Raw genomic sequence first — 23449 nt, 5'->3', positions numbered from 1 at the left:
CCCCGCCCCCCGCCCCGGCCCCCGCCCCCCCCCGCCCCCCGGCGAGGGGTCAGTCGAAGATCTCGGCGGACACGCCAGTGGGGCCCTCGTACTCGCGGTCGGCGATGCCCCCCAGCGCGTCGCGGACCTCCTGGGAGGCGCCGTTGTCCTGGGCGGCTCTCACCAGCGCCTCCTTGGACGCGGGGTAGTCCACGCCGTGCAGCGCCTTCTGGACGTCGATGGGGCTGACGTTCGCCACGACTCGCTCCTCTGCTGGTCTCGGGTTCGGGACCGTCCGCCCGCGGCGGCCGGCGCCCCCATCCACCCGCGGATCGGCCGCCCCCGCACCTCGGGGTGCCACGATCACGTCCGTGGACCCCGCTCCCGGACAGCCCGACGCCTCCCCCTCCCTGGCCCCCGCGCCGCTGGCCGCCGCGTGGCGGCGCACCCGCCCGCCGCGGCGCGTGGTGCACCTGGACTCCGCCGCGGCCGGGCGCAGCAGCTGGGCGGTGCTCGACGCGAGCGCCGCGCACGCCCGCCGCGAGGCCGAGGTGGGCGGCTACGTCGCCGCCGCGGCGGCCGCCCCCGTCCTGGAGCGCGCCCGCGACGACGTGCGGGCGCTGCTGGGCTGGCCGGCCGGCGAGGGCTCCGTGGCGTTCGTCCACGGCGCCGGGGACGCGCTGGCGCAGCTGCTGCTGGCCTGGCCCGGCGGTGCGCCGGTCACCGCGGCGCACGCGCCGGGCGAGTACGGCCCCAACGTGGCGCTGCTGCGGCACCTGGGCGTGCGCCCGCTGCCCGTGCCGGGACCGCACCGGCTGGACCCGGAGGCGTTCGCGCGCGCCCTGGGCGCCGGCCCCCGCCCGGACCTCGTGCACGTCACGTGGGTGGGCAGCCACGTCGGCACGGTGCAGCCCGCTGCGCAGGTCGCCGCGGCGTGCGCCGCGGCCGGTGTGCCCGTCGTGGTGGACGCCGCACAGGCGTTCGGGCACGTGGACACCGCCCTGGACGCTCTGCCCGCCGAGGCGGACGTCGTGGTCTACGGCACGTCCCGCAAGTGGCTGGCCGGCCCGCGCGGTGTCGGCTTCGTCGCCGCGCGCGGGCCCCTGGCGGCGCGCCTGGGACCGCTGGAGCGGACCGAGGCGCACGTCGCCGGGTGGCTGGGGTTCGCCGCCGCGCTGGCCGAGCACCGCGACCTGGGGCCGGCGGCCGTGCGCGCCGGGCTGGCGGACGTCGGCCGGGCGGTGCGCCACCGCCTGGCCGACGCCCTGCGCGGTTCCTGGCAGGTGCTGGAGGACCCGGCGGAACCCAGCGCCACGGTCACGCTGCGCCCCGCCGGCGGGCCGGGGCCGGACAGCGGCGCAGACGACGGTGGTGTCGACCTGGCCGCCCTGCGGGCCCGGCTGCTGGCGCAGGAGGGGGTGCTGACGACGTTCCTGGGCACCGAGCGCGCGCCCGGGGAGATGCGCGCTCCGGCGCTGCGCGTCAGCGGGCACCTGGACACCACGGCCGCCGACGTCGACCGCCTGGCCGACGCCCTGCGCCGGGCGGTGGCCGGGCCGCTCTGACGCGCGCGAAACCCGCCCCGCTGGGAGAGTGGTCGGTGATCACCAGATCACCGACACGAGAACCCGGGAGGTTCGTGATGAAGGGCAAGGTCCTGTTCCTGGTGGCCGGAGCCGCCGGTTACGTCCTCGGCGCCCGCGCCGGCCGGGAGCGCTACGAGCAGATCAGCTCCGCCGCCTCGCGCGCGTGGGGCAACCCCAAGGTGCAGAGCACGGTCAGCGACCTGGAGGGCAAGGCCACCGACGTGGCCAAGCAGGCCGGCGCGAAGGCGCAGGAGAAGGTCAGCGCCACCGCCGGCTCGGTGGCCGGCACGGTGCGCTCGAAGGTGAACGGCGGCGGCGAGGACGTCGAGGAGCCGCTCGGCGAGCAGCACCACACCCGCATGCCCACCGACTGACACCCGCGCGCCGTGCACCCGCCGCTGCGGGTGCGCGGCGGCGGTGGGGCCCCGATCGTGGAGCCATGAGCTCTCCGACGGTCGGTGACCACGTCGTCTCGCGCCTGGCGCGGTGGGGCGCCCGCAGGGTCTACGGCTACCCCGGCGACGGCATCGGCGGGGTCGTCTCGGCGCTGGGCCGGGCGCAGGCCGCCGGTGAGGCGGAGTTCGTGCAGGTCCGCCACGAGGAGACCGCGGGTTTCGCCGCGACCGCGGACGTGAAGTTCGGCGGCAGCCCGATCGGGGTGTGCGCGGTGACCTCCGGCCCCGGCGCGGTCCACGCCCTGAACGGCCTGTACGACGCCAAGCTCGACCACGTGCCGGTCGTGGCGCTGCTGGGGCAGAGCGCCAGCAACTCCCTCGGCACGGGTTACTACCAGGAACTGGACCTGGTGCGGCTGTTCTCCGACGTGGCCGGCGAGTTCGTGTTCCAGGTCAGCGACCCCAGCCAGGTGCAGCACGCGGTGGACCGCGCCGCGCGCACCGCGCTGGAGCGGCGCACCGTCACCGCGATCGTGCTGCCCAGCGACCTGCAGGACGCCGACGCCGTCCTGGAGGTGCCCGTCGCGCACGGGTACACCCACACCAGTTCCGTGCCCGGTTCCCTGCCGGGGGCGCCGCGGGCGGAGGCGCTGGCGCAGGCCGCGCAGGTGCTGCGCTCGGGGAAGCGGGTGGCGATCCTCGCCGGAGCCGGTGCGCTCGGCGCCACCGAGGAGCTGACGGCCGTGGCCGACCGCCTCGGCGCGGGGGTGGCGAAGGCGCTGCTGGGCAAGGCGGTCCTCGACGACCGCCTGGACTGGGTGACCGGCGCGATCGGGCTGCTGGGCACCCGGCCGAGCTGGAACCTCATGCAGGGCTGCGACGTGCTGCTGATGGTCGGCACGACCATGCCGTACAGCGAGTACTACCCCGAACCCGGGCAGGCCCGCGCGGTGCAGATCGACGTGGACGGCACCCGGTGCGGATTGCGCTACCCCACCGAGGTGAACCTCGTGGGCGACGCGCAGCAGACCCTCGCGGCGCTGCTGCCGCTGCTGGAGGGCGCGGACCCCGACCCGTCCTGGCGCGAGGAGATCGCCGGCTGGAACGCGACGTGGCGGGCGTGGGGCGAGGAGCGTGCCGCGGCGGCGGCGAACCCGCTGAACCCGGAACTGCTCGTGCGGGGCCTGTCGCAGCGGCTGACCGACGACGCGATGGTCGCCGTGGACTGCGGCACCGCCACCAGCTGGTACGCCCGCGACCTGGACCTGCGCCCGGGGATGCTGGCGTCGCTGTCCGGCACGCTGCTGTCGATGGGCGGCGGGATGCCCTACGCGCTGGCCGCCAAGCAGGCGCACCCGGACCGGCCCGTGCTGGCGCTGATCGGCGACGGCGCCATGCAGATGAACGGCATCAACGAGCTCATCACCGTCGCGCAGCGCTGGCGCACCTGGCAGGACCCCCGGTTCGTCGTCGTGGTGTTCAACAACCGGCAGCTGTCGTTCGTGGCGTGGGAGGCGCGCGCGATGCAGGGCGAGGTGCCGTTCGGCGCGGCGATGGACGTGCCCGACCTGCCGTACGGGCAGTACGCGGGCCTGCTGGGGCTGGGCGGGGTGCGCACCGAGGGCCCCGAGGGCCTGGAGGCGCTGCTGGACGAGGCGTTCGCGGCGCGCCGGCCCACCGTGATCGACGCGGTGGTGGACCCGGACGTTCCGATGATCCCCCCGCACGTCACCCTCGAGCAGGTGGCGAACACCGCGAAGGCCACCGCGAAGGCGGGCCTGCGCGGGGACCCGTCGGCGGCGCGGATCGTCGTGGACGGCGTGCGCCAGACCGCGGGCGCCGCAGCCAGGGTCGTGCGCAGGGACCGCGACTGACCCCCGCGGCCGTCACACCGGCGGTCGCGGGTCGTACTGGATGCCGCGGCGCACCTGGCGGGCCCGCTCGGCGCCGGCGAGGCGGGCGACCAGGTGCAGGGCCGTGTCGATGCCGGCGGACACCCCGGCGGAGGTGATGACGTCGCCGAACCCGGTGCCGCGGTCGCGGTGGGGACCTGGTGCTCGCTCGTGCCGGCCGGTCTCGAGCACAGCACCGCGAGCGGGGATCGGCACGAGCGCGCGGTCCCGTCAGTCGTCGAAGGCGCAGAAGCAGATCGCGTTGCGCCTGGCCTGGTCCTGGAGCACCAGCGCCCGGACCCGCTCCGGGAGGCGGCCGCGCTGCCAGTCCCGCTCCACCCGCCCGGCGCCGGGACCGCCGGTGCCCGCCGCTCGCACCGCCCTGATCGCGTAGGCGGCGGCACCGAGGTCGTGCTCGGGCACGTGGGCCACGCACGCGGCCTGACCGGCGGCGTACGCGGCGTACCGCGCGGCCCCGCGCAGCGGGCGGGCCGCTCCCATCGCGTGCCCACCGCAGGCCCGCGCCCGCACCATCGGCAGGGTGCCGCCGGCCCACACGCGCGCCGCCTCGACGGCCTCGCGCACACGGGTGTCCGAGGGCTGCTCGCCCTCGAAGAGGTGCAGGACGTGCTCCGCGCACTCGGCGGCCCACAGCGCGAGGAGCCGGTGGTCCTCGTCGGTGAGGGTCCCGCCGCGGCGGATCGTGACCAGGCGCGGGTCGCGGACCTCCGGGAGGATCACACCGCCAGGGTGCCATGATCGGCCCGTGGACGTGTTCGAGGAGATCGCCGACGAGCGGCGGGCCCTGGCCGACCAGGTCGCGGCCCTGACCCCGCAGCAGCAGGCGACCAGGAGCCTGTGCCACGCGTGGAGCGTCCACGACGTCCTCGCGCACCTCGTCATGCCCCTGGAGGTCAGCACTCCGAGGGTCGTGCTGGCCGTGCTCCTGGCGGGCGGGAACTTCGACCGGGCCAACGAGCGGGTGACCCGGCGGCTGGCGCAGCGGCCCTTCACCGAGATCGTGGACGTGCTGCGCCGCAAGGCGGACTCCCGCTTCACCCCACCGGGGTCGGGACCGGAGGCGCCCCTGCTGGACGTGCTGGTGCACGGCCTGGACATCCGCTGGCCGCTGCGGCTGCACCACGACGTTCCGGAACCGCGGCTGCGCAAGGCGCTGGCGTTCGTCATGACGGCCCCCTCGGGCCTGGTGCCGGAGGGAGCGCTGAGCGGTCTGCGGTTCGAGGCGGAAGACATCGACTTCGCGCACGGCACGGGCCCGGTGGTGAGCGGCACGGCCCAGGCGCTGCTGCTGGCCGGCACCGGCCGCGGTGCAGCCCTCGACGCCCTCACCGGCGAGGGCGTCGCCACCTTGCGCGGCCGGCTAACGCCGAGCTGAGGACGGCCCGGCGCCCGGGCCACCGGGTGGTCGGCCGTCCGAGGCGCGAGGTCGGTGGGTGTGCATCTGCGCGATCCGCTCCCCACCCGTGGTCGCGGCTGCTGCACTGGAGTGGTGAAGAGAGCGCCTCTCCTGGTCGCCGCGGCGCTGAGCGCCGTGGTGCTCTCGGCGTGCGCCGCCTCACCGGGCGACACCCTGGCGCCGGGGGCCGCCACGGTCGATGCCTCCACCTCCCCCGAGGACGTGGTGCGCACCTACCTCGGAGCCCTGCAGGGGGGCGACCAGGCCGCAGCGGCGGCCCTGACGACCCGGCCGTACTCGGGGCGGGGTGCGTGGGCGGCGGACCCGCCGACGATCGAGGACGTCGAGGTCTCCGAGGCGATCACGCAGCCGGCGGCGGGCGCGGACGGTGCGGTGGGTGAGAGCCACGCGCAGGAGCACGCGCAGGCGGTCCTCGTCCCGGTGACCTTCGAGCTGCGCGGGGCGGACACGTCCATGCCGGACGGCCAGACCGCCTGGGGCTACCTCCTCGTGCGTGACGGCGACACCGAGGCGTGGCGCATCGCCGACGCGGGCAGCGCCTGAGCTGCTGTGCCGCCGGGGCGTTCGCGCCTCACCAGTAGTGCGGTGGCTGCCGTGCGGGGTCGGCGGGCACGACGTCCAGCTGCGAGCCGGTCAGCAGGTCCTCGATCGCGGCGGCAGGGGCGGCGATGCCGGCGTAGTGCGGATCGACGTCCTTGGTCAGGCACCAGGCCCGGTCCGCGCGGACTCCCCCGCCTCAGAACCCGCCGCCGCCGGGGCGCATCCAGGCGCTGCGGCCCATCGCGCGCAGCGCCGCACCCGAGCCGTCCAGCTCGGGGTCCCGGCCGGCGCGCAGGGTGTCGTCGCGGACGGCGGTCGCGCGCCGCCGCGAGCGGCGCAGCGCCCGCACGGTGGTGGTCACCAGGACCACCACGAGCAGCGCGAGCAGCCCACCCACCAGCACCCGGTCCGCGCTCGCCACCGTCCCAGTGTGCGGCACGGGGGGCGCCCCGGCACCGGGAACGCCGGTGGGCGGGCCCCCGGTGCGGGGACCCGCCCACCGGCGCGGCAGGGGCGCGGTCAGCGGCGCAGGACACCGCGGGCGATGCGGTTCCCGATGAGCTGGCCCACCTGCACGATGACGATGATCGTGGCGACGCTGACGTAGACGATGCCCCAGTCGTAGCGCTGGGAGCCGTACGTGATGGCGTAGTCGCCCAGGCCACCGCCGCCGACGAGACCGGCCTGGGCGGTCATGTCGACGATGCCCACGAAGATGAACGTGTACCCCAGCACGAGCGGGCCCAGGCCCTCGGGCACGACGACGCCGAAGAGGATCCGCAGCCGGGAGGCGCCGGCCGCGCGCGCGGCCTCCACCACACCGGGTTCCACCCCGACGAGGCTCTGCTCGACGATGCGCGAGACCGCGAACGCCGCGGCCAGCGCGATGGCGAACGTCACCGCCCCGGTGCCGATGGTGGTGCCGAGCACCGCGATCTGCAGGGGGGTGACCGCCGCCAGGAAGATGACGAACGGGATGGGGCGCACGATGTTCACCACGACGCCGAGGACGCCGAACACCACCCGGTTGCCCAGCAGGTGCCCGGGACGGGTGGCGTACAGGGCGATGCCGAGCGCCAGGCCGATGACGCCGGAGGCGACCATCGAGACCAGCGCCATGAACAGCGTCTCCCAGATGGACTCGACGTAGACGTCGAGCGTGCTGAGGAAACCCTCCACGTCAGACCTCCTCCTCGGCGCGCACGCCCGCCGCGCGCAGGGCGGCGAGGGCGGCGTCCACGGCGCTGTCGGGACCGGTGGTCTCGTAGGTCAGGGAGCCGATGCGCCGCTCGCGCAGCTCCCCCACTCCGCCGTGCACGAGCTCGGTGCGGACCCCAGCGGTGGTGAACGCGTCGTCGACGCGCTTCTGCAGGCCGATCTCGTCGGTGACCTGCACGGTGACCAGGCGCCCGGGGTGGTGCTCGCGCAGCCGCGCCAGCTGCTCCGGGGTGGGCCGGTCGTGCAGGACGCTGCGCACGAACCGCTGCGCCGGGGCGGTCTGCGGGGTGGAGAACACGTCGTAGACGTCACCCACCTCGACGACGCGGCCGGCCTCCATGACCGCGACCCGGTCGGCGATCTGCCGCACGGCGTCCATCTCGTGGGTGATGACCACGATGGTCACGCCGAGCTCGCGGTTGACCCGCCGCAGCAGCGAGAGGACCTCGGTGGTGGTCTCCGGGTCCAGGGCGCTGGTGGCCTCGTCGGCCAGCAGCAGCGGCGGGTTCGTCGCCAGGGCGCGGGCGATGCCGACGCGCTGCTTCTGCCCGCCGGAGAGCTGCTCGGGGTGGGCGTGGGCGCGGTCCAGCAGGCCGACGAAGTCCAGCAGTTCCGCGACGCGCGCGTCGCGCCGTTCCCGGGGGACGCCGGCCACCTTCAGCGGGTAGGCGACGTTCCCGGCGACGGTGCGGGAGCGGAACAGGTTGAACTGCTGGAAGATCATGCCGATCTCCCGGCGCGCGGTCCGCAGGTCCTTCTCGGGCAGGCGCGTCAGTTCCCGCCCGGCGACGGTGACCGTCCCGGAGGTGGGCGCCTCCAGGGCGTTCACCAGCCGCACGAGCGTGGACTTGCCGGCCCCGGAGTACCCGATGACGGCGATGACCTCGCCGGCGTGCACGTCGAGGCTGACGTCGTCGACGGCGGTGACGGACTTGCCGCCGCGCTCGTACCGCTTGGTGACGCCCCGCAGGCGCACGATGGGGTCGGCCATCTCAGCCCTGCGCCGCCCGCGCGTCCTCCTCGACGTCCGCCAGCTGCTCCTGCAGGGTGGCGGGGTCGACGTCGCGGACGACGGCCTGCGGGTAGCTCTTCACGAACTCCGCCTGCACGGCCGGGTCGTGGATGAGCTCGGCGAGGTCCAGGTAGGTCTGGTTCCCGGTGTCCTCGGCGCGGGAGACGAAGAGGTTCACGTACGGCACCGCGGACTCGCTCTCGGGGTCGTCCTGGTGGACGACGTCCTCGACCGGCAGCCCGGCGCTGGTGGCGTAGTTGTTGTTGACGACGGCAGCGGCCACGGATCCGTTCTGCAGCGCGCCGGCGGTCTGGGAGGCGTCCAGCGGGACGACCTCGACCTTCGCCTCCTGCACGTCCTCCACCGTGGAGAACGCGGAGCCGCCGTCGGCGAGGGTCAGCAGACCCGCGTCCTGCAGCACGAGCAGGGCCCGCGCCTCGTTGATGGCGTCGTCCGGGATGGCGACCTTCGCACCCTGCGGGAGCTGCGAGGGGCCGTCGTGCTGGGTGGAGTACAGCGGCAGCGGGTACACGGCGGTGGAGCCGACGGGCTGCAGGTCGTCGCCGGCGGTGACGTTGTAGTTCGCCAGGTACTGGGTGTGCTGGAACTGGTTGAGGTCGACCTCGCCCTGGCTCAGCGCCGGGTTCGGCAGGCTGTAGTCGGAGAAGTTCACCAGTTCCACGTCGACGCCGAGGCGCTCGCGGGCCAGGTCGACGTAGGTGCCCCAGTACGGCTCGGCCTGGTCGGTGACGCCGATGCGCACGGTCTGCGCCTCGCCGGCGGCCGTGGTGGCGGTGTCGTCGTCGCCGGTGTTGCGCACGACGATCGCGACGACGATCGCGATGACCGCCAGGACGGCGACGCCGACGACGATCGGCAGCTTGCTGCGGCCGGGCTTGTCGGGCAGGGACGGAGGGGTGGCGGCGCTGGACAACTCGGGGCTCCTCGTGGGGTGGTGCGGGTTCGGGTCCCCCGCCGGCGCCGGGTCCGGCGGCGCGGGGGTCGTGGGAGGGCGCGGGGCGGTCAGCCGCCGGTGGCGGTGCCGCCCCGGGGACACGAGGGGGGCGTGGCGCGCGGGCTCACGACGGGTTGCCTCCTGCTCGACCAGGCCGGTCCACCGCTGCTGCGACGGCACGGCCACACGCTTGCGGGGCGCACCGCCCCGCCGGGCTTTCACCTGGAGCACCCCACCGCGGACGAGGGTTGCCGGTCAGCAAGCCAGGGCTTGACGCTGACGCTCGATGCCGTCGTGGATCGTAACGACGGGTTCGAGGGAGCGTCAAAACGCGGCGGGGCGCCCGGGGCCCGCGGTGCCGGGCGCCCCGCACCGGTGCGGCCGCCGGTGCTTGTCGCGAGTAGGTTGCAACAAGCCCACCCGCCGTGCCGCGCCCGCAGGAGGTCCCCGTGCCGTCGACCGGCGCCCCGCCCCGGTGGCGCCCCGCCCCGCCCGCCCGTCCCGGCGACCCGCTCGGGCGGCGGGCCCGAGCCCGCCGCAGCGCCCTGGTGCTGCTGGTGCTGGCCGTCCTGGCCGGGGCGGCGGCGCTGCTGGGTGCGGTCGTGGGCGCCGTCGCGATCGCCCCGGCCGACGTGCTGCGCGTGGCCGGGCACCACCTGGTCGGGTTCCCGGCGCGGGTGACGTGGGACCCGGTCGTGGACGCGGTGGTGCACGACGTGCGCCTGCCGAGGGTCCTGCTGGGCCTGGCCGTCGGCGCCGGGCTGGCGGTGTGCGGGACGGCGCTGCAGGCGATGGTGCGCAACCCGCTGGCCGACCCGCAGCTGCTGGGCGTCAGCTCCGGCGCCTCCACGGGCGCCGCGGCGGCGCTGCTGCTGGGGGCCGGCGCCGGCTGGGGCGAGCACGCCCTGGCGGGCAGCGCGTTCACCGGCGCCCTGGCCGCCTCCGTCCTGGTCTACGCCGTCGCCCGCGGCGCCGGGCAGGTCACCTCGGCGCGGCTGCTGCTGGCGGGCGTCGCCGTCGGGTACGCGCTGCACGCGGCCACGAGCTTCCTCGTCTTCGCCTCCGGTTCCGCCGAGGGGGCCCGCTCGGTGACGTTCTGGCTGCTGGGCTCGCTGGGCCTGGCCACCCGGGGCGCCGCGCTGGGGACCGTGCTCGTGGTGGTCACCGCGACCGTGGCGGTCCTGACGGCGTGGGGGCCGCGGCTGGACGCCCTGGCCCTGGGCGACGAGACCGCGCGCGGCCTGGGGGTCTCCCCCGCCGCCTTCCGCACGGTCCTGCTGGCCGTGGTGTCGCTGTGCGTGGGGGTGCTCGTTGCCGCCTCGGGGACGATCGGCTTCGTGGGCCTGGTGGTGCCGCACGTGGCGCGGCGCCTGGTCGGCGGTGCGCACCGCTGGTCGGTGCCCGCCGCGGCGCTGCTGGGCGCGGCGTTCCTGGTGGCGGCCGACCTGCTGGCCCGCACCGTGCTGGCGCCGCAGGAGCTGCCCATCGGCATCGTCACCGCGCTGGCCGGCTGCCCCTTCCTGCTGTGGCTGGTGCGCGGCACCCGCACCGGCGCCTGATCGCGTCCCCCGTGGAGGTCCCGTTGGAAACCGCCCGCCCCACCCGGCGCGCGACCGTGCTCGCGGCGACCCTCGCCCTGCTGGGCGCCGGCTGCAGCGGCACCGGCGGCAGCAGCGGCACCGGGTCCACGGGCGACCGGCTGGAGCTGGTGAACTGCGGGCAGCCGGTGGTGCTGCGGACCCCGCCCGAGCGGGTGGTGCTGCTCAAGAGCGCCGCCGTGCCGTACCTGCACGAGCTGGGCGTCCTGGACCGCGTCGTCGCCCGCGCCGGGCTGTACCCGGCGGGGTACTACGACGAGTCGACGCAGCGCGAGCTGGACGCCGTGCCGCTGCTGACCGACCGCACCGACACCAGCGGCCACCTGCGCATCTCCCGCGAGGTGGTCCTGGCCCAGCGCCCCGACCTCGTGCTGGGCGAGGTCGACGGCCTGGACCGCGCGTCGCTGGCGGCCTCCGGGATCGCGCTGCTGGAGGAACCGGCGCTGTGCACGGCCGGCGGCGGCGACCCCGGGTTCGACACCGTCTACGAGCAGGTCCGGCTGTACGGGCGCGTGTTCGAGCGCCAGGAGCAGGCCGAGGAGGTCGCCGGGCGGCTGCGCGGGCGCGTCGAGGCGGTCCGCGAGCGGGTGGCGGCGGCCGGCGCGCCGACGCGCACCGCCGCGGTGCTCTACCCGACGGTCGGCGGCGGCGTCACCTACGCCTACGGCGCGGCCAGCACGGCCACGCCCCAGCTGGAGGCGGCCGGGCTGCGCAACGTGTTCGCGGACGTCGCCGACCGGGTGTTCGAGGTGACACCCGAGGAACTGCTGGCCCGCGACCCGCAGGTGCTGGTGCTGCTGCACAGCGACGGCGACCCGGACCGGGTGCTCGAGGCCGTGACGAGCCTGCCGGGGGCGGACGGCCTGACCGCGGTGCGCGAGGGCGACGTGCTCGTGCAGCTGTTCAACTTCACCGAGCCGGCCACCCCGCTGGCGGTGGACGGCCTGGAGCGCATCGTCGACGCCTTCGGCCCCGCCACCACGAGCGGCACCACCACGGGCACCACCGCGGGGGCCTCGTGATCCTCGCCCGCGGGGTGCGCTTCACCCACCGGGGCCGCCGGCCGGTGCTGCACGGCGTGGACCTGACGGCCGCCCCGGGGCGGGTCCTGGGGCTCATCGGGCCCAACGGTGGCGGCAAGACGACGCTGCTGCGGACCCTGCACGGCTCGCTGCGCCCGTCCGCCGGCACCGTGCACGTCGACGGCGACGACGTCGCGGCGCTGTCCGCCCGCGAGGTCGCCCGCCGGGTCGCGGTCGTGGCGCAGGACGGCGAGGGGGTGCTGCCGATGCCCGTGGCGGAGGTGGTGCTGATGGGGCGCACCCCGCACCGCGGGGCGTTCTCGCGCACCACGGCCGCCGAGGAGGCCACCGCTGCGGCGGCCCTGGAGCAGGTGGGGGCCCTGCACCTGGCGGACCGGCTGCTCGGCGACCTGTCCGGGGGCGAGCGCCAGCGCGTCCTCATCGCCCGGGCGCTGACCCAGCAGGCGCCGAACCTGCTGCTGGACGAGCCGACGAACCACCTGGACGTGCGCTACCAGCACGAGGTGCTGGGGCTGCTGCGCGGCCTGGGGCGCACCGTCGTGGTCGTGCTGCACGACCTGAACCTCGCCGCGGCGCACTGCGACGAGCTGGTGCTGCTGGACGCCGGGCGCGTCGTCGCGGCCGGGGAGCCCGGCGAGGTGCTCACACCGGCGACGGTGCGCGCCGTGTACGGCGTCCAGGCGCGCCGCGTGGAGGACGAGGACGGGTTCCAGCTCGTGCTGCGGCCGGCCTCACCGGGCGGGACCGGCCCCCTCCCCGGAGCGCTCGGCCTCCGCGGCGCGCACGGCCAGCACCGGTAGCAGCCACCAGCACAGCGCCACGAGCAGGGCGACGCCGCCGCCGGCCACCGCTCCCGCGACCCGGCCGCCGACGACGTCCACCACGAGCAGCACCCCGCCGGCGACGACGACCCCGACGGTGGCCAGGCCGGCCTTGGCGAAGCGCGTGCCCGCCTCCACCAGGCGCGCCTTGGACCGGCGGCGGAACAGCGCCCGGTGGTACCCGACGGGCGCCACGAACAGCACGATCGCGGTGACCGCCAGCAGCAGCACCACGACGTACACGCTGCGCTGGAAGGTGTCCAGCGTGTCGAAGCGCGACTGGAACGGCAGCGTCATGAGGAACCCGGCCAGCAGCTGCACCCCGGTCTGCACGACCCGCAGCTCCTGCAGGAGCTCCACCCAGTTGCGGTCCAGCCGCTCCGTGGGGGTCTCGTTGCGCAGCGCGGCGTAGGCGTCCTCGACGCCGTTGACCGGATCGACCGTGCTCACGGGCTCAGGCCGGTGCGCCGTCGTCGTCGGGGTCGTCGAGCAGGGCGGGTTCCTCGCGCTCGTCGGCGTCGGCCGGCTCGGGCCGCTCGGCGGCCCGGTGCAGCCGCTCCTGCTCGGCGGCGTCCTCGATCGCCTCGACGTCGTCGGGGCGCGGCGCGGTCTGGGGCTGGAAGTCCTCGGCGCTCGTCTCGCTCACGCGCCACACCCTGCCCCGATCACCCGCCCGCCGTCGACCCGGAGCCGGCCTCCAGGGCCAGCAGCAGCTCCTTGGCGCCGGCGCCGCCGACGTACTCGCCGGTGCCGCCGTCGCTGCGCACGACCCGGTGGCACGGCACCAGCAGCGGCAGCGGGTTGCGGGCGCAGGCGGTGCCCACGGCCCGCACGGCGCGGGGGCTGCCGGCCAGGGCCGCGACGCGGGCGTAGGTGGCGGTGCCGCCGTGGGGCAGGGTGCGCAGCGCGTCGAGGACGTCGCGGCGGAACCCCGTGGCCAGGGACAGGTCCAGCGGCAGGTCGAAGGCCCGGCGCCGGCCCTGGAAGTACTCCCCCAGCTCGCGCGCGGCCGCCTCCAGCCGCGCGGGGGCGTGCAGCACGCGCGGGCTCAGCCGCGCCGCGAGCGCCGCCAGCACCGCGTCGTGGTCCTCGCGCTCGAACGCCACCCGCACCACCCCGCGCCCGGTGGCGGCCAGCAGCAGCGGCCCCACGGGCGAGTCCACCGTGCGGTAGGCCACGTCCAGCAGGCCGTCGGCCGCGGCCCGCGCCGCCAGGCCGGCCCGCAGCACGGCCAGGTCGGCGCCCTCCCCCACGCCCTCGTGCACGGTCCTGAGCAGGTCCTCGCCCATCAGTGCCCCTCCCCCTCGTCGTCCGGCCGTGACCCCCACGTCCTGCGCAGCGCGGCGATCCCGTCGGCCGCCGCGCGCCGGGCCGCCGCGGGCGTGCCGCCCACCAGGGCGGCGACCTCGGCGTGCGGCAGGCCGGCGAGGTGGTGGTAGGCCACGCACCGGCGCTGCTTGGGCGGCAGCGCCGCGACGGCGGCCCACAGCCGCGCGTCGCGCACGGGGTCCGGCACCGGTTCCTCCGGCGCGGCGACGTCGGGCACTCGCCCGGTCGGCACGGGTCGCCGGCGCGCGGCGCGGTGCACGTCCAGGGCCTTGCGGTGCGCGATCGTCACCAGCCACGCCCGCACGTCGCTGCCCGCCGGCAGGGACGGGTAGGCGCGCAGCGCGGCGAGGAACGTCTCGGACCAGGCGTCGTCGGCGGCGTCGGGGCCGACGACGGCCCGGCAGACCCGCAGCACCACGGCCCCGTGCTGCTGCACGACGGCCTCGAACGGCTCCAGCGGCTCCGCCGCGCTCCCCCTCACACCCCGTGGACGCCGCGGGGAGCCCTCGTGTGAGGTCGCCGTCGCGGCCACGGGGTGATCGGGGGTGGCGGGGTGCCGGTCAGGCGGCCCGGGCGCCCGTGCCGCCGGCCGGGCGCACGAAGTCGCGCGGCGCGAGACCGCTGACGACCTCGGAGGAGCTGTAGGAACCGGACTGCCAGATGGTGCGGCTGCGCGAGCGGTCCCCGCCGCCCTGCACGTACACGTTCCGCCAGGTGACGTCGATCCGGCTCAGCGGGCTCACCCACAGCAGGAACGCGGAACCCGACTGCGCCCCGACGAGGTTCACGTTCCGGATGTCCCACTGGCCCAGGGAACCCGAGCCGGAGGAGTACGGCTGCAGGAAGAAACCCTGGTACTCGAGGTTCTTGGCGGTGAAGCCGTCGATGCGAAGCTTGTGCGGGCCGTTCCACACCTGCAGGGCGTCACCACCGATGTGCTTGCCGGTGCCGCCGGGGTACTCGACGTTCACGCCGTCGACGAGGATGTTGCGCAGCTGGACGGTGAGGGACTTCCGCTCGCCCCTGGCGTCGATGTTGATCCCCTCCCAGACGTGCTCGCCGGCGCAGTGCAGGCCCTCGACGTGGACGGTGCGGGGTCCGGAGGAACGGCTGTTCCCGGTGATGTACAGGCACCGGTTGTCGTTGGGGGTGTCCTGCCCGGCGGGGAAGTACCGGCGGGAGGGCTTGACCGTCCCCCCGATGGACACGACGTTGCGGCCCCCGTTGAGCTGCACCCCGCCCTCGACGTCGATGGGGGTGGAGGGCCACTCGATGCGCACGTCGCGGTCGGACGGCGCGCTGAAGGTGCGGTCGGTGGCCGAGGGCCGCCACACCAGGGCGTCGGCGGCCAGGGCCGGTGCCTGCAGGAGTTCCCGCTCCTCGTCGCCGCTGGTCGCCCCCCCGGCGGTCTCCTCCACGACGGCGGGTTCCGCCTCCACGACGTCGTCGGCGGCGGCCGGGGCGGTACCGGCGCACAGCAGCACGGCGACGGTGGTGGCGAGGAGTCTGAACCGGGTTCGGCGGGTGCGAGCGGACATGGGAGACCCACTTTCTGGAGGAGGCGGTCGTGGGCCTGCCGGCACGAGCGGGCAGGCGGAAGCGTGCAGGACCGGCTTCTCCAGCCGGCCTGCTCCTGGCAGGGTTTCGGGTCTACCTCCGGGGGGATCTCGGGAAGCAGTTTCGAACTGCTCGGTGTCCTCGCCGTACCCCCCGGTCCGGCTGTCTGTTGCATCCTCAAGCTCACAGCCGGTGTTGTCAAACACCTAGTGATCTTCCTCACACGCCAACCCGGTCGACAGCGGGTGCGCGCGGAAGGGGTCGAGGCACTCGACCAGCTCACGGCGGAGGAACTCACGCCGACAGCAGACCCGTTGCGCCGCAACGCTTCACATCACCCCCGCAGGACGTGGCGTGCCGTGGTGCCGCGGGCTGAGTCAGCGGCCCGTCAGCACGACCGCGTCAACCTCGACCTCCACGAGCAGGCTCGGGTCGATGAGGGCGCTGACCTCGACCATCGTGGTGGCGGGCCGGACGTCGGCGAAGAACTCGCCGTGGACGCGGCCGACCTCCTCCCACCGGGAGACGTCGGTGACCAGCAGGCGGGTGCGCACCACGTCGGACAGCCGGGCACCGGCCTGCTCCAGCGCCGCCTGCACGCGGCGCAGGGCCTCGCGGGTCTGCGCGGCGGGGTCCCCGGCGGTGCCGTCGACGGCGCGGCCGTCCGGCCCGGCGGCGGTCGTGCCCGCCACCTGCACCTGGGGCCCCACCCGCACGGCGCGCGAGTACCCCACGAGGGGTTCCCACACGGCCCCGGACGACACGAGGACCCGCCCACCCGGCCGCTGCTCGCTCACGCGGGCAGTGTGCCGGACGGACGGGTCCTCGGGGTGGGGACCGCGGGGGTTCAGGCGGTGAGGTCCACGGGGGTCTCGATCGCCTCGGGCCGCTCGCACGTGGTGCTCAGCTCCACGCTCGAGCGGGTGTCGGCGGCGCGCTGCACGGACTCCATGACGTCCAGGACGTGCAGGGCGACCTCGTCGTTCGCGCGGTGGGAGCGCCCCTCGGCGAGGGCGATCGCGAGGTCGGCCAAGCCGTACCCGCGGCCCGCGCCGGTGTAGCCCGCGCGCACGCCGACGTCGCGCCAGTTCGCGTCGTGGTCCGCGTCCGGGCCGGGCGCGGGGGCGCTGGCCGCGGAGTAGACCTCCACGGTGCCGTCGAAGTGGTTCGGGTCCGGCACGGACAGGGAACCGCCGGTGCCGTGCACCTCGATGCGCGGCAGGCGCGCCGCCCAGGTGTCGAAGCTCATCACCAGCGTGGACACCGCGCCGGAGGCGTGCACGAGGACGCCGGCGACCGAGCTGTCGATCGTGACGTCGAAGCTCTCCCCCGCCCGCGGCCCCTGCCCGATCGTGCGGGTGGCGGACGGCCGCCAGGACACGCCGACCACGCGCTCGACGGGACCGAGCAGCTGCACCAGCGAGGTGACGTAGTACGGGCCCATGTCCAGCAGCGGGCCGCCGCCGGGCTGGTAGTAGAAGTCGGGGAAGTGGTGCCAGCGCTCGTGCCCGGGCGTCGTCATGAACGCGGTGGCCGAGTGCGGCACGCCGATCTCCCCGGCGTCGACGACGGCGCGCGCGGTCTGCACGCCCGTGCCGAGCACGGTGTCGGGCGCGCAGCCCACCCGCAGGTCCGCCGCGGCGGCGGCCTTGACGACCTCGCGGCCCTCGGCGACGTCCATCGCCAGCGGCTTCTCGCCGTAGACGTGCTTGCCGGCGGCGATGGCCTGCAGGGCGATGTCGGCGTGCGTGGACGGCAGCGTGAGGTTCAGCACCACGTCGACGTCGTCGGCGCTCAGCAGCTCCGGCAGGGTCAGGACGCGGGCGCCGTCGTGCTCGGCGGCCAGGGCGCCGGCGCGCTCGGTGCTCAGGTCCGACACGGCCGTGACCCGCAGCTGCGGCAGGCGCTGCAGGCACGCGGAGTACTGGGCGCTGATCGTGCCGGCGCCGACGACGCCGACGCGCAGCGGCTGGTTCAGCGAGCTGCCCACAGCAGGCCCCTCTCGATGATCGTCTTCACGTTCGGATCGCGCAGCACCTCGACGTTGTGCCCGGGGGTGCTGACGAAGATGCGCCCCTTCCCCCACTGCCGGGTCCAGATCGCCGGCGAGGTGACGGGCCGGTTCCACGGGTCCCACGCGCGCACGGCCTGGGTGGTGGTGGCCAGCACGTCGAGGTAGTCGTCGGCGAGCACCCAGTACTGCTCGGTGACGAGGTCGAAGTCGCCGATGCCCCGCGTGATGGGGTGCTCGGCCGCGGCGGGCAGCATCTCGACGCGGTAGGGCACGTAGTTGTCCGACTGCTCGCCGACGCGCTCCTCGGGCGCCTTGCCGGGGTGGCAGGCGAACTGCGCGCCGATGAGGTGCAGGTAGTCGGAGGAGTTGCGGTACGAGTCGGCGATGCCCCCGTGCCACCCGGCCAGGCCGGTGCCGTTCTCGACGGCCGTCATGAGGCCGGCGAGCTCGTCCTTCTCGATGGTGCTCATGGTGTTGCACTGCACGACGAGGTCGACACCCGCCATGTGGTCGCCGTCGGCGTACACCTTCGGCGAGTCCTCGACGCGGACGGTGAAACCGTTCGCCTCCAGGTGCGGGATGAACAGGTCGGTGGCCTCGACGGGCTGGTGCCCGTCCCAGCCGCCGCGCACGACGAGGGCCTGCCGCTGTGTCACGAGGGGATGTCCTTCCGGTGGTGCTTCGGGTGGTGGCGCCAGGCGGGGCGGTGCGTCACTTGCTGAAACCGGCGGTGAGGCCGGCGATGAGCTGACGGCGGCCGACGACGTAGAGCACGAGGATCGGCAAGGTGGACAGGACGACCGCGGCCAGCACGGCGGGGATGTTCACCGTGTACTGGCCCTGGAACGTCCACAGCGCCAGGGGCAGGACGCGCAGGTCCGGGCTCTGGGTGAGGACCAGCGGGAGCAGGAAGCCGTTCCACACCTGCAGCGCGTTGTAGATGCTCACCGTGACGATGGCCGGCCGCGTCAGCGGGAACGCCAGGCGCCACATGGTGCCCCACTCGCTGGAGCCGTCCAGGCGCATGGACTCGAACAGCTCGTTGGGCACGTCGCGGACGAAGTTGCTCAGCAGCAGCACCGTCAGCGGGATCGCGAAGGCGATCGAGGGCAGGATCAGCGCCAGCAGGGTGTCGTACAGCTCGAGCCGGATGATGATCAGGTAGACGGGGATGATCGTCGCCTGCAGCGGGATCGCCAGGCCCATGAGGAAGACGCCGTTGACGGCCTTGAGGAACTTCCCCCCACCGCCGCGCACGATGGCGAAGGCGGCCATGAAGGACATCAGCACCGCCGGCACCACCGAACCCAGGGTGACGATGACGCTGTTGAGGAAGTACCGGGCGATGTTGGACTCGATGACCTGCTGGTACGCGGCGAAGGTCGGGTTCTGCGGCAACGCCAGCGGGTTGGTCCGGAAGTACTCGGACTGCTCCTTGAAGCTGGTGATCAGGATCCAGTAGATCGGGACGATGATGATCGCCAGCCAGATCCAGCCGGCCAGACCGCCGAGGTAGTTGCGCGAACCGCTCGAGCGGCGCCCTCGGCGGGCGCCGCCCGCGCCCGCCGAGGCGCGCTCGGACGTGGAGACGGTGGTGGCCATGGCCTCAGGCCCCTTCCAGCTGGCTGGTGTTGGAGTCCTTGCCGCCCAGGCGCTGCAGCAGCAGGGCCAGGGCCAGGCCGACCAGCACCAGGATGACGGCGATCGCACTGGCCTGCCCCATGAGGCTGGCGCGGAAGCCGCGCAGGTACATGTCCAGCGCCAGTGCGCGGGTGGCGTTGCCCGGCCCGCCCTGGGTCAGGACGAAGATGAGGTCGAAGAAGGTCAGCGACCCGACGACCATGAGCGTCGAGGACGTGATGATCGTGTACTTCAGCTGCGGGACCGTGATGTGGAAGAACTGCTTCACGCGGCCCGCACCGTCGAGCTGCGCCGCCTCGTACATCGAGGCGGGGATCTGCCGGACCGCACCTTGGTAGATGAGGGAGTGGAACGGCACGAACTGCCAGGAGACGACGAAGATGACGACTCCCAGCGCCAGCCACCGCCGCCCGAGCCAGTCCTGGTTCAGGAAGTCCAGGCCCAGGCCGGCGCCGATGCCGAAGTTCGGGTCGAGCAGCGCCTTGTAGACGATCGCGATGGCCGCCGAGCTCAGCAGCAGCGGGACGAAGTACAGCACCGCGAGGAAGGCGCGGTAGCGCTGGTGCCCCGCGGTGAAGACGCCGATGAGCAGGCTGATCGGCGTCTGGACGAGCCAGGACAGGATCATGATGAGGAACGTCACCAGCAGGGCGTTGGGCAGCTCGGGGTCGCGCAGGACCGCCGTCCAGCTGTTGAGCCCGGCGAAGCGGAGGTCGCCGATGCCGTCCCAGTCGGTGAAGCTCAGGGCGAAGACGCCCACCAGGGGCACGATGCCGAAGACGGTGAAGAACACCAGTGCCGGCAGGACCAGCCACCACAGGGGCCCGGTGCCACCGTTGCGCTTGGAACTGACGCGGGCGGGGCCCGCCGCGGCCGGTCCGACCGCGACGGTGCCCACAGGGGCGTTGCTCACTGGCCCGCGACCGCGTTCATGTTGTTCGCGAAGGTCTGCGGGTCGATCGAGAGCTGGAACAGCTGCGCGATGTTGGTCAGCAGCTCCTCGGCGGCGGTGGGGCTGATCGCCTGGTCCCACGACTGCCCGAAGAACGGGGCGGTGCTGGCGATCTCGTAGACGAACGTCAGGAACTCGCCGTCCGGGGCCTCGGCGAGCTGGTCCTCGACGCCCTTGAGGATCGGGACCTCGCCGGCCTCCTCGATGAACGCCTGGGCGATCTCCTCGGTGAGCACGCCGTCCGCGAGGTAGGCGCGGGCGATCTCCTTCTGCTCGTCGGTGGCGTTGGAGGAGATGGAGTAGTACTGCGCCGGGTTGCCGACGGTGCTCAGCCCGTCGCCCTTGCCGCCGGTGACGACGGGGAAGGACTGGAAGCCCAGGTTGCCGCTGCTGACGAAGTCCCCGCCGTCGGCCTTGATGGATCCGTAGCACCAGCTGCCCTGCAGCAGCATGGCGGCGCGGTCGGTGTACAGCAGCGCCTGGTCGGCGTTCTGGTCGGCGACGACGGAGTTGAAGCCCTCGACGAACCCACCGGCGCGCACCAGGTCCTGCGCCATGGTGAGGGCCTGGAGGACGTCCGGGTTGGACCAGGCGTCGGGCTGGCTGTTGTTGATGGCGAGGTAGGCGTCCGTGCCGGCGACGCGCTGCACGAGGAACTCCAGCCACATCATGGTGGTCCAGCGCGACTGGCCGGCCAGCGAGATCGGGGCGATGCCGGCGTCGTTGAAGACGGGCACCAGCGCCATGAGCTCGTCCCAGGTCGTGGGCGGCTGGGCCCCGACCTGCTCGAACAGCTTGCCGTTGGTGTAGAGGACGACGGGCTGCACGGTCTCGTGCGGCACGGCGTAGATCTTCTCGTCGACGAGGCCGGGGATCCAGGCGGCGTCGAAGAGGCGGTCGCGCACCTCGGGGTTCTCCTCGACCCAGGTGGTGAGGTCCTCGATCTGGCCCGCCTCGGCCCAGTCGCGCACGCTGCCGCCGCCCCAGCTGAAGATCAGGGTGGGCGCCTGGCCGGCGCCGATGGCGGTGCGGATCTTGGTCTTGTACGCGTCGTTCTGGTAGGCGGTGGCGGCCAGGTCGCCGACCTCGGAGGACTCGTTGAACGAGTCCACCGACTGCTGACGGACCTCTTCCTTGGGCGCGCCCGTCAGGAACCAGATCGTCGCGTCGCCCTCGGCGGCCTGCCCGGGGCCGGAGGACCCGCCGCAGGACGCCAGTGCCGTCGCGGCGAGCGGGGTCGCCAGGGCCAGGGTCAGGAAGGACCGTCGGGAGCTGCGGTTCTGATCCACTGTGATCTCCGATGCGCCGAGCCGCGTCCCTGCGGCTGCTCTCGAACGGGAGCGGCGGCTGCCACCCCCGGGGGGCCCGGAGGGCCCTCACCTCTCACCGTTGTCGAAAGGTTTTCGACAACGGCGACTGGACGAGACCATAGGCACCACCCGCGAGGATGGTCAAGCTGTCCACCGCTTCCGAGGCTCATCCGTGACCAGCAGGGCCGCGGACGGCCCGAACTGGTCTAAAGTTTTCGATACAACGCTGCAGAGCACCGCGGAAACGGCTCCTGCACCGCTACAGTCCCAGCACAGCCAGCCGAGGAGGGCCGCCGTGCTCGAACGCACCGCACGCACTAGGAACGGGCGGCGACCCACGCTGGCGACCATCGCCCAGTCGGCCGGCGTCTCCATCGCCACCGTCTCCAAGGTGGTCAACGGGCGCGAGGACGTGGCCGCGGACACGCGCGCCCTGGTCGAGGACCTGCTGCGCCGCCACGACTACGCGCCCCCCTCGGCCCGCCGCCCCCAGCCCGCGCAGCGCGTCGTGCAGTTCTTCGTGCACGGGGAGCTGCGGGCCTACTCGACCCAGGTCATCGAGGGCGTGCTCAGCGGTGCGGACGAGGTGGAGGTGTCCGTCGCCGTGGGCCGCCTGGCGGACGACCTCTCACAGGGCCCGTCCGCGCGCTCGTGGGCGCAGGGCCTGGCCGCGCTGGGGCGGTGCGGCGTCATCGTCGTCACCGGTCAGCTGACCGCCGAGCACGTCGACGCGCTGGGGCAGGTGGGTCTGCCGCTGGTGGTCATCGACCCGCTGAACCTGCCGCGCCGCGAGGTCACCAGCGTGGGGTCCACCAACTTCACCGGCGGCATGACCGCCACCCAGCACCTGCTGCAGCTGGGCCACCGCGACATCGTCTACATCGGCGGCCCGGGCACCTCCTCCTGCAACCGCGCCCGCGAGCACGGCTTCCGGGCGGCCATGGAGGCGGCGGGCCTGGACGTGACGGCCGAGTCCGCGCTGGACACGGAGAACTTCGCCTACGAACCCGGCCGGCGCGTCGGGGAGCAGGTGCTGGACCGCGCCCGCCGCCCCACGGCCGTCGTCGCCGGTTGCGACTCCATCGCGCTGGGCGTGATGGAGGCCGCACGGGTGCGCGGGCTGCGCATCCCCGACGACCTGTCGGTGGTGGGCTTCGACGACACCGAGCTCGCCGAGGTCGCCACGCCCCCGCTGACGACGATCCGTCAGCCGCTGCGGGAGATGGGGCGCGTGGCGCTGAAGACGGTGCTGCGGGTGGCCGCCGGCGAGGACCTGGACTCGCACCACGTGGAGCTCGCCACCGAGCTGGTGGTCCGCGCGACCACCGCTCCCCCGCCCGCCTGACGACACCCCCCGAACCCGGCACCCCCGCCTGGCCGCCGAGCGGGGCCGGGCGCTCGTAGCGCTGCGCGCTGGCCTCGTGCAGCCCCACGACGGTGGCGTGCTCGCCCTTCGCCGCGTGCTCCGCGGTGATGGCGTCCAGGGCGGCGACGGTGGAGGCGTCCCACACGTGCGCGCCCGAGAGGTCGATGACCACGTCCTCCGGGTCCTCGGCGTGGTCGAACAGGTGGACCAGGTCGTTGGAGGAGGCGAAGGACAGCGAGCCGTGCACCCGGTAGCGGCGCACCGCCCCGTCCTGCTCCAGGGTTCCCTCGACCTCGACGAGGTGGGCCACCCGGCGCGCGAAGAGGAGGGCGGCGACCAGCACACCCACGACCACGCCGATGGCCAGGTCGTGGGTGGCGACCACCACGGCGAAGGTGACGACCATGACGGTCGTCTCGCTCTCGGGCGTGCGCCGCAGGGTGTTCCACCGTGAGGATTCCATCAACCCGATGTCATGTCTCAGGACATCGGTGACAGTTCTGCACCAGGACATCGGTGACACTTCCGACGGTCTTGGTGGTGACACTTCCCGGCCCACCCCGGTGTACTCCCTCGGCCACCGCGCAGCTCACCGACCTCACCCCGCGCCAAGCGAGACCCACAGGTTGAGCGCGGCCGACGGACGGGCGCGGTCAGGGCGAGCAGCGCCAGGTGAGCCGTCAGCGGCTCACCCGCACCGCCTCGACTTCACGGTCACGGACGTCACGGTCATGCCGATGTCGTGACGCCCCCTCCCGTGGTGATCTTGCACGCTTGAGGGCTCAACCGTGCAAGATCACCAC

The 23449-nt window shown here is 74.4% G+C and carries 26 protein-coding genes, 2 pseudogenes and 1 riboswitch; of the genes and pseudogenes, 9 read left to right on the top strand and 19 right to left on the bottom strand.

Translation table 11 applies throughout. The annotated features are described in order from the left end of the window. Positions 1-49 precede the first annotated feature (49 nt). Positions 50-238 carry a DUF2795 domain-containing protein gene (locus ACRYR9_RS15350; RefSeq protein WP_432497317.1) on the bottom strand — a complete coding sequence of 63 codons (189 nt, stop codon included), beginning with the start codon at positions 236-238 and terminating at the stop codon, positions 50-52. A gap of 112 nt (positions 239-350) precedes the next feature. Between ACRYR9_RS15350 and ACRYR9_RS15345 the strand changes: the two genes are divergently transcribed. The 3 genes from ACRYR9_RS15345 to ACRYR9_RS15335 all read left to right on the top strand — a co-directional run bounded on the left by ACRYR9_RS15345 (position 351) and on the right by ACRYR9_RS15335 (position 3834). Beyond that, entirely contained in the window at positions 351-1544 is a 1194-nt protein-coding gene (locus ACRYR9_RS15345) for an aminotransferase class V-fold PLP-dependent enzyme (protein WP_432497320.1), read from the top strand. 77 nt (positions 1545-1621) lie between these two features. Further along, positions 1622-1939: a YtxH domain-containing protein gene (locus ACRYR9_RS15340; RefSeq protein WP_432497322.1), complete on the top strand. Its 318-nt coding sequence runs from the start codon at positions 1622-1624 to the stop codon at positions 1937-1939. Positions 1940-2004: 65 nt separating this feature from the next. Continuing rightward, the gene (locus tag ACRYR9_RS15335) at positions 2005-3834 is read left to right on the top strand and encodes a thiamine pyrophosphate-requiring protein (RefSeq protein WP_432497325.1); all 1830 of its coding nucleotides are present in this window, start codon (positions 2005-2007) and stop codon (positions 3832-3834) included. A 12-nt stretch (positions 3835-3846) separates the two neighbouring features. On the opposite strand, the pseudogene ACRYR9_RS15330 reads toward ACRYR9_RS15335, so the two are convergent. Continuing rightward, positions 3847-3981: pseudogene (locus ACRYR9_RS15330) on the bottom strand (DJ-1/PfpI family protein); the annotation flags it as partial. A 102-nt stretch (positions 3982-4083) separates the two neighbouring features. After that, positions 4084-4593, bottom strand: a complete 510-nt coding sequence (locus ACRYR9_RS15325) for a putative immunity protein (protein WP_432497327.1) — start codon at positions 4591-4593, stop codon at positions 4084-4086. A gap of 25 nt (positions 4594-4618) precedes the next feature. Here ACRYR9_RS15325 and ACRYR9_RS15320 point away from each other — a divergent pair, with 25 nt between their 5' ends. After that, on the top strand, positions 4619-5248 hold the full coding sequence (locus ACRYR9_RS15320; RefSeq protein WP_432497329.1) for a maleylpyruvate isomerase family mycothiol-dependent enzyme: 630 nt from the start codon (positions 4619-4621) through the stop codon (positions 5246-5248). A 114-nt stretch (positions 5249-5362) separates the two neighbouring features. Continuing rightward, on the top strand, positions 5363-5833 hold the full coding sequence (locus ACRYR9_RS15315) for a hypothetical protein (RefSeq protein ID WP_432497331.1): 471 nt from the start codon (positions 5363-5365) through the stop codon (positions 5831-5833). Positions 5834-6026: 193 nt separating this feature from the next. On the opposite strand, the gene ACRYR9_RS15310 is transcribed toward ACRYR9_RS15315, so the two are convergent. The 4 genes from ACRYR9_RS15310 to ACRYR9_RS15295 form a co-directional block, all read right to left on the bottom strand. Continuing rightward, the gene (locus ACRYR9_RS15310) at positions 6027-6251 is read right to left on the bottom strand and encodes a hypothetical protein (protein ID WP_432497333.1); all 225 of its coding nucleotides are present in this window, start codon (positions 6249-6251) and stop codon (positions 6027-6029) included. 98 nt (positions 6252-6349) lie between these two features. Further along, positions 6350-6949: a methionine ABC transporter permease gene (locus ACRYR9_RS15305; RefSeq protein ID WP_432497380.1), complete on the bottom strand. Its 600-nt coding sequence runs from the start codon at positions 6947-6949 to the stop codon at positions 6350-6352. 61 nt (positions 6950-7010) lie between these two features. Continuing rightward, entirely contained in the window at positions 7011-8039 is a 1029-nt protein-coding gene (locus tag ACRYR9_RS15300) for a methionine ABC transporter ATP-binding protein (RefSeq protein ID WP_432497336.1), read from the bottom strand. A 1-nt stretch (position 8040) separates the two neighbouring features. After that, positions 8041-8994: a MetQ/NlpA family ABC transporter substrate-binding protein gene (locus ACRYR9_RS15295; protein WP_432497339.1), complete on the bottom strand. Its 954-nt coding sequence runs from the start codon at positions 8992-8994 to the stop codon at positions 8041-8043. 202 nt (positions 8995-9196) lie between these two features. Next, positions 9197-9306, bottom strand: a riboswitch (SAM riboswitch). Positions 9307-9464: 158 nt separating this feature from the next. Here ACRYR9_RS15295 and ACRYR9_RS15290 point away from each other — a divergent pair. The 3 genes from ACRYR9_RS15290 to ACRYR9_RS15280 are packed head-to-tail and all read left to right on the top strand — an operon-like array spanning position 9465 to position 12456. Beyond that, entirely contained in the window at positions 9465-10574 is a 1110-nt protein-coding gene (locus tag ACRYR9_RS15290) for a FecCD family ABC transporter permease (RefSeq protein WP_432497341.1), read from the top strand. 23 nt (positions 10575-10597) lie between these two features. Beyond that, on the top strand, positions 10598-11635 hold the full coding sequence (locus ACRYR9_RS15285) for an ABC transporter substrate-binding protein (RefSeq protein WP_432497344.1): 1038 nt from the start codon (positions 10598-10600) through the stop codon (positions 11633-11635). Continuing rightward, positions 11632-12456 (top strand): ABC transporter ATP-binding protein, encoded by an 825-nt coding sequence (locus tag ACRYR9_RS15280; protein WP_432497347.1) that lies wholly within the window; start codon positions 11632-11634, stop codon positions 12454-12456. The genes ACRYR9_RS15285 and ACRYR9_RS15280 overlap by 4 nt, the downstream gene beginning before the upstream one ends. On the opposite strand, the gene ACRYR9_RS15275 is transcribed toward ACRYR9_RS15280, so the two are convergent. From ACRYR9_RS15275 to ACRYR9_RS15225, 11 genes are all read right to left on the bottom strand, one after another. Then, on the bottom strand, positions 12388-12927 hold the full coding sequence (locus tag ACRYR9_RS15275; RefSeq protein ID WP_432497349.1) for a DUF6328 family protein: 540 nt from the start codon (positions 12925-12927) through the stop codon (positions 12388-12390). The genes ACRYR9_RS15280 and ACRYR9_RS15275 overlap by 69 nt on opposite strands. Positions 12928-12931: 4 nt before the next feature. After that, positions 12932-13123: a hypothetical protein gene (locus tag ACRYR9_RS15270; RefSeq protein ID WP_432497351.1), complete on the bottom strand. Its 192-nt coding sequence runs from the start codon at positions 13121-13123 to the stop codon at positions 12932-12934. A 19-nt stretch (positions 13124-13142) separates the two neighbouring features. Then, the gene (locus tag ACRYR9_RS15265; protein WP_432497354.1) at positions 13143-13766 is read right to left on the bottom strand and encodes a methylated-DNA--[protein]-cysteine S-methyltransferase; all 624 of its coding nucleotides are present in this window, start codon (positions 13764-13766) and stop codon (positions 13143-13145) included. After that, entirely contained in the window at positions 13766-14287 is a 522-nt protein-coding gene (locus ACRYR9_RS15260; RefSeq protein ID WP_432497357.1) for an RNA polymerase sigma factor, read from the bottom strand. The genes ACRYR9_RS15265 and ACRYR9_RS15260 overlap by 1 nt, the downstream gene beginning before the upstream one ends. Before the next feature lie 79 nt (positions 14288-14366). Further along, positions 14367-15344 (bottom strand): hypothetical protein, encoded by a 978-nt coding sequence (locus ACRYR9_RS15255; RefSeq protein WP_432497360.1) that lies wholly within the window; start codon positions 15342-15344, stop codon positions 14367-14369. A 396-nt stretch (positions 15345-15740) separates the two neighbouring features. Further along, a complete protein-coding gene (locus tag ACRYR9_RS15250; protein ID WP_432497362.1) occupies positions 15741-16160 on the bottom strand; it encodes a RidA family protein in 420 nt (139 codons plus the stop codon). Positions 16161-16210: 50 nt separating this feature from the next. Further along, positions 16211-17353, bottom strand: a complete 1143-nt coding sequence (locus ACRYR9_RS15245; protein ID WP_432497365.1) for a Gfo/Idh/MocA family protein — start codon at positions 17351-17353, stop codon at positions 16211-16213. Further along, positions 17338-18033, bottom strand: coding sequence for a ThuA domain-containing protein (locus tag ACRYR9_RS15240; RefSeq protein WP_432497368.1), 696 nt, complete (start codon positions 18031-18033; stop codon positions 17338-17340). The genes ACRYR9_RS15245 and ACRYR9_RS15240 overlap by 16 nt, the downstream gene beginning before the upstream one ends. Positions 18034-18088: 55 nt before the next feature. Beyond that, positions 18089-18979 (bottom strand): carbohydrate ABC transporter permease, encoded by an 891-nt coding sequence (locus ACRYR9_RS15235; protein WP_432497371.1) that lies wholly within the window; start codon positions 18977-18979, stop codon positions 18089-18091. Between the two features lie 4 nt (positions 18980-18983). After that, on the bottom strand, positions 18984-19838 hold the full coding sequence (locus ACRYR9_RS15230) for a carbohydrate ABC transporter permease (RefSeq protein ID WP_432497382.1): 855 nt from the start codon (positions 19836-19838) through the stop codon (positions 18984-18986). 89 nt (positions 19839-19927) lie between these two features. After that, on the bottom strand, positions 19928-21259 hold the full coding sequence (locus ACRYR9_RS15225; RefSeq protein ID WP_432497374.1) for an extracellular solute-binding protein: 1332 nt from the start codon (positions 21257-21259) through the stop codon (positions 19928-19930). A gap of 316 nt (positions 21260-21575) precedes the next feature. Between ACRYR9_RS15225 and ACRYR9_RS15220 the strand changes: the two genes are divergently transcribed. After that, a complete protein-coding gene (locus ACRYR9_RS15220; RefSeq protein ID WP_432497377.1) occupies positions 21576-22625 on the top strand; it encodes a LacI family DNA-binding transcriptional regulator in 1050 nt (349 codons plus the stop codon). A 49-nt stretch (positions 22626-22674) separates the two neighbouring features. Here ACRYR9_RS15220 and ACRYR9_RS15215 read toward each other — a convergent pair. Further along, positions 22675-23088 (bottom strand): annotated as a pseudogene (locus ACRYR9_RS15215) (STAS domain-containing protein); the annotation flags it as partial. Between the last annotated feature and the right edge of the window lie 361 nt (positions 23089-23449).

Origin of the sequence: Kineococcus auxinigenes, from assembly GCF_050871525.1 — a bacterium.
In the GTDB taxonomy this organism is placed as follows: Bacteria; Actinomycetota; Actinomycetes; order Actinomycetales; family Kineococcaceae; genus Kineococcus.
This window is presented reverse-complemented; position numbering and strand designations above follow the sequence as displayed.

What these genes read in the sequence shown, in the direction of transcription:
- ACRYR9_RS15340 (WP_432497322.1), top strand. Translation starts at nt 1,622, where the DNA reads ATGAAGGGCAAGGTCCTGTTCCTGGTGGCCGGAGCCGCCGGTTACGTC.
- ACRYR9_RS15335 (WP_432497325.1), top strand. Translation starts at nt 2,005, where the DNA reads ATGAGCTCTCCGACGGTCGGTGACCACGTCGTCTCGCGCCTGGCGCGG.
- ACRYR9_RS15305 (WP_432497380.1), bottom strand. Translation starts at nt 6,949, where the DNA reads ATGGCGCTGGTCTCGATGGTCGCCTCCGGCGTCATCGGCCTGGCGCTC.
- ACRYR9_RS15300 (WP_432497336.1), bottom strand. Translation starts at nt 8,039, where the DNA reads ATGGCCGACCCCATCGTGCGCCTGCGGGGCGTCACCAAGCGGTACGAG.
- ACRYR9_RS15265 (WP_432497354.1), bottom strand. Translation starts at nt 13,766, where the DNA reads ATGGGCGAGGACCTGCTCAGGACCGTGCACGAGGGCGTGGGGGAGGGC.
- ACRYR9_RS15255 (WP_432497360.1), bottom strand. Translation starts at nt 15,344, where the DNA reads ATGTCCGCTCGCACCCGCCGAACCCGGTTCAGACTCCTCGCCACCACC.
- ACRYR9_RS15235 (WP_432497371.1), bottom strand. Translation starts at nt 18,979, where the DNA reads ATGGCCACCACCGTCTCCACGTCCGAGCGCGCCTCGGCGGGCGCGGGC.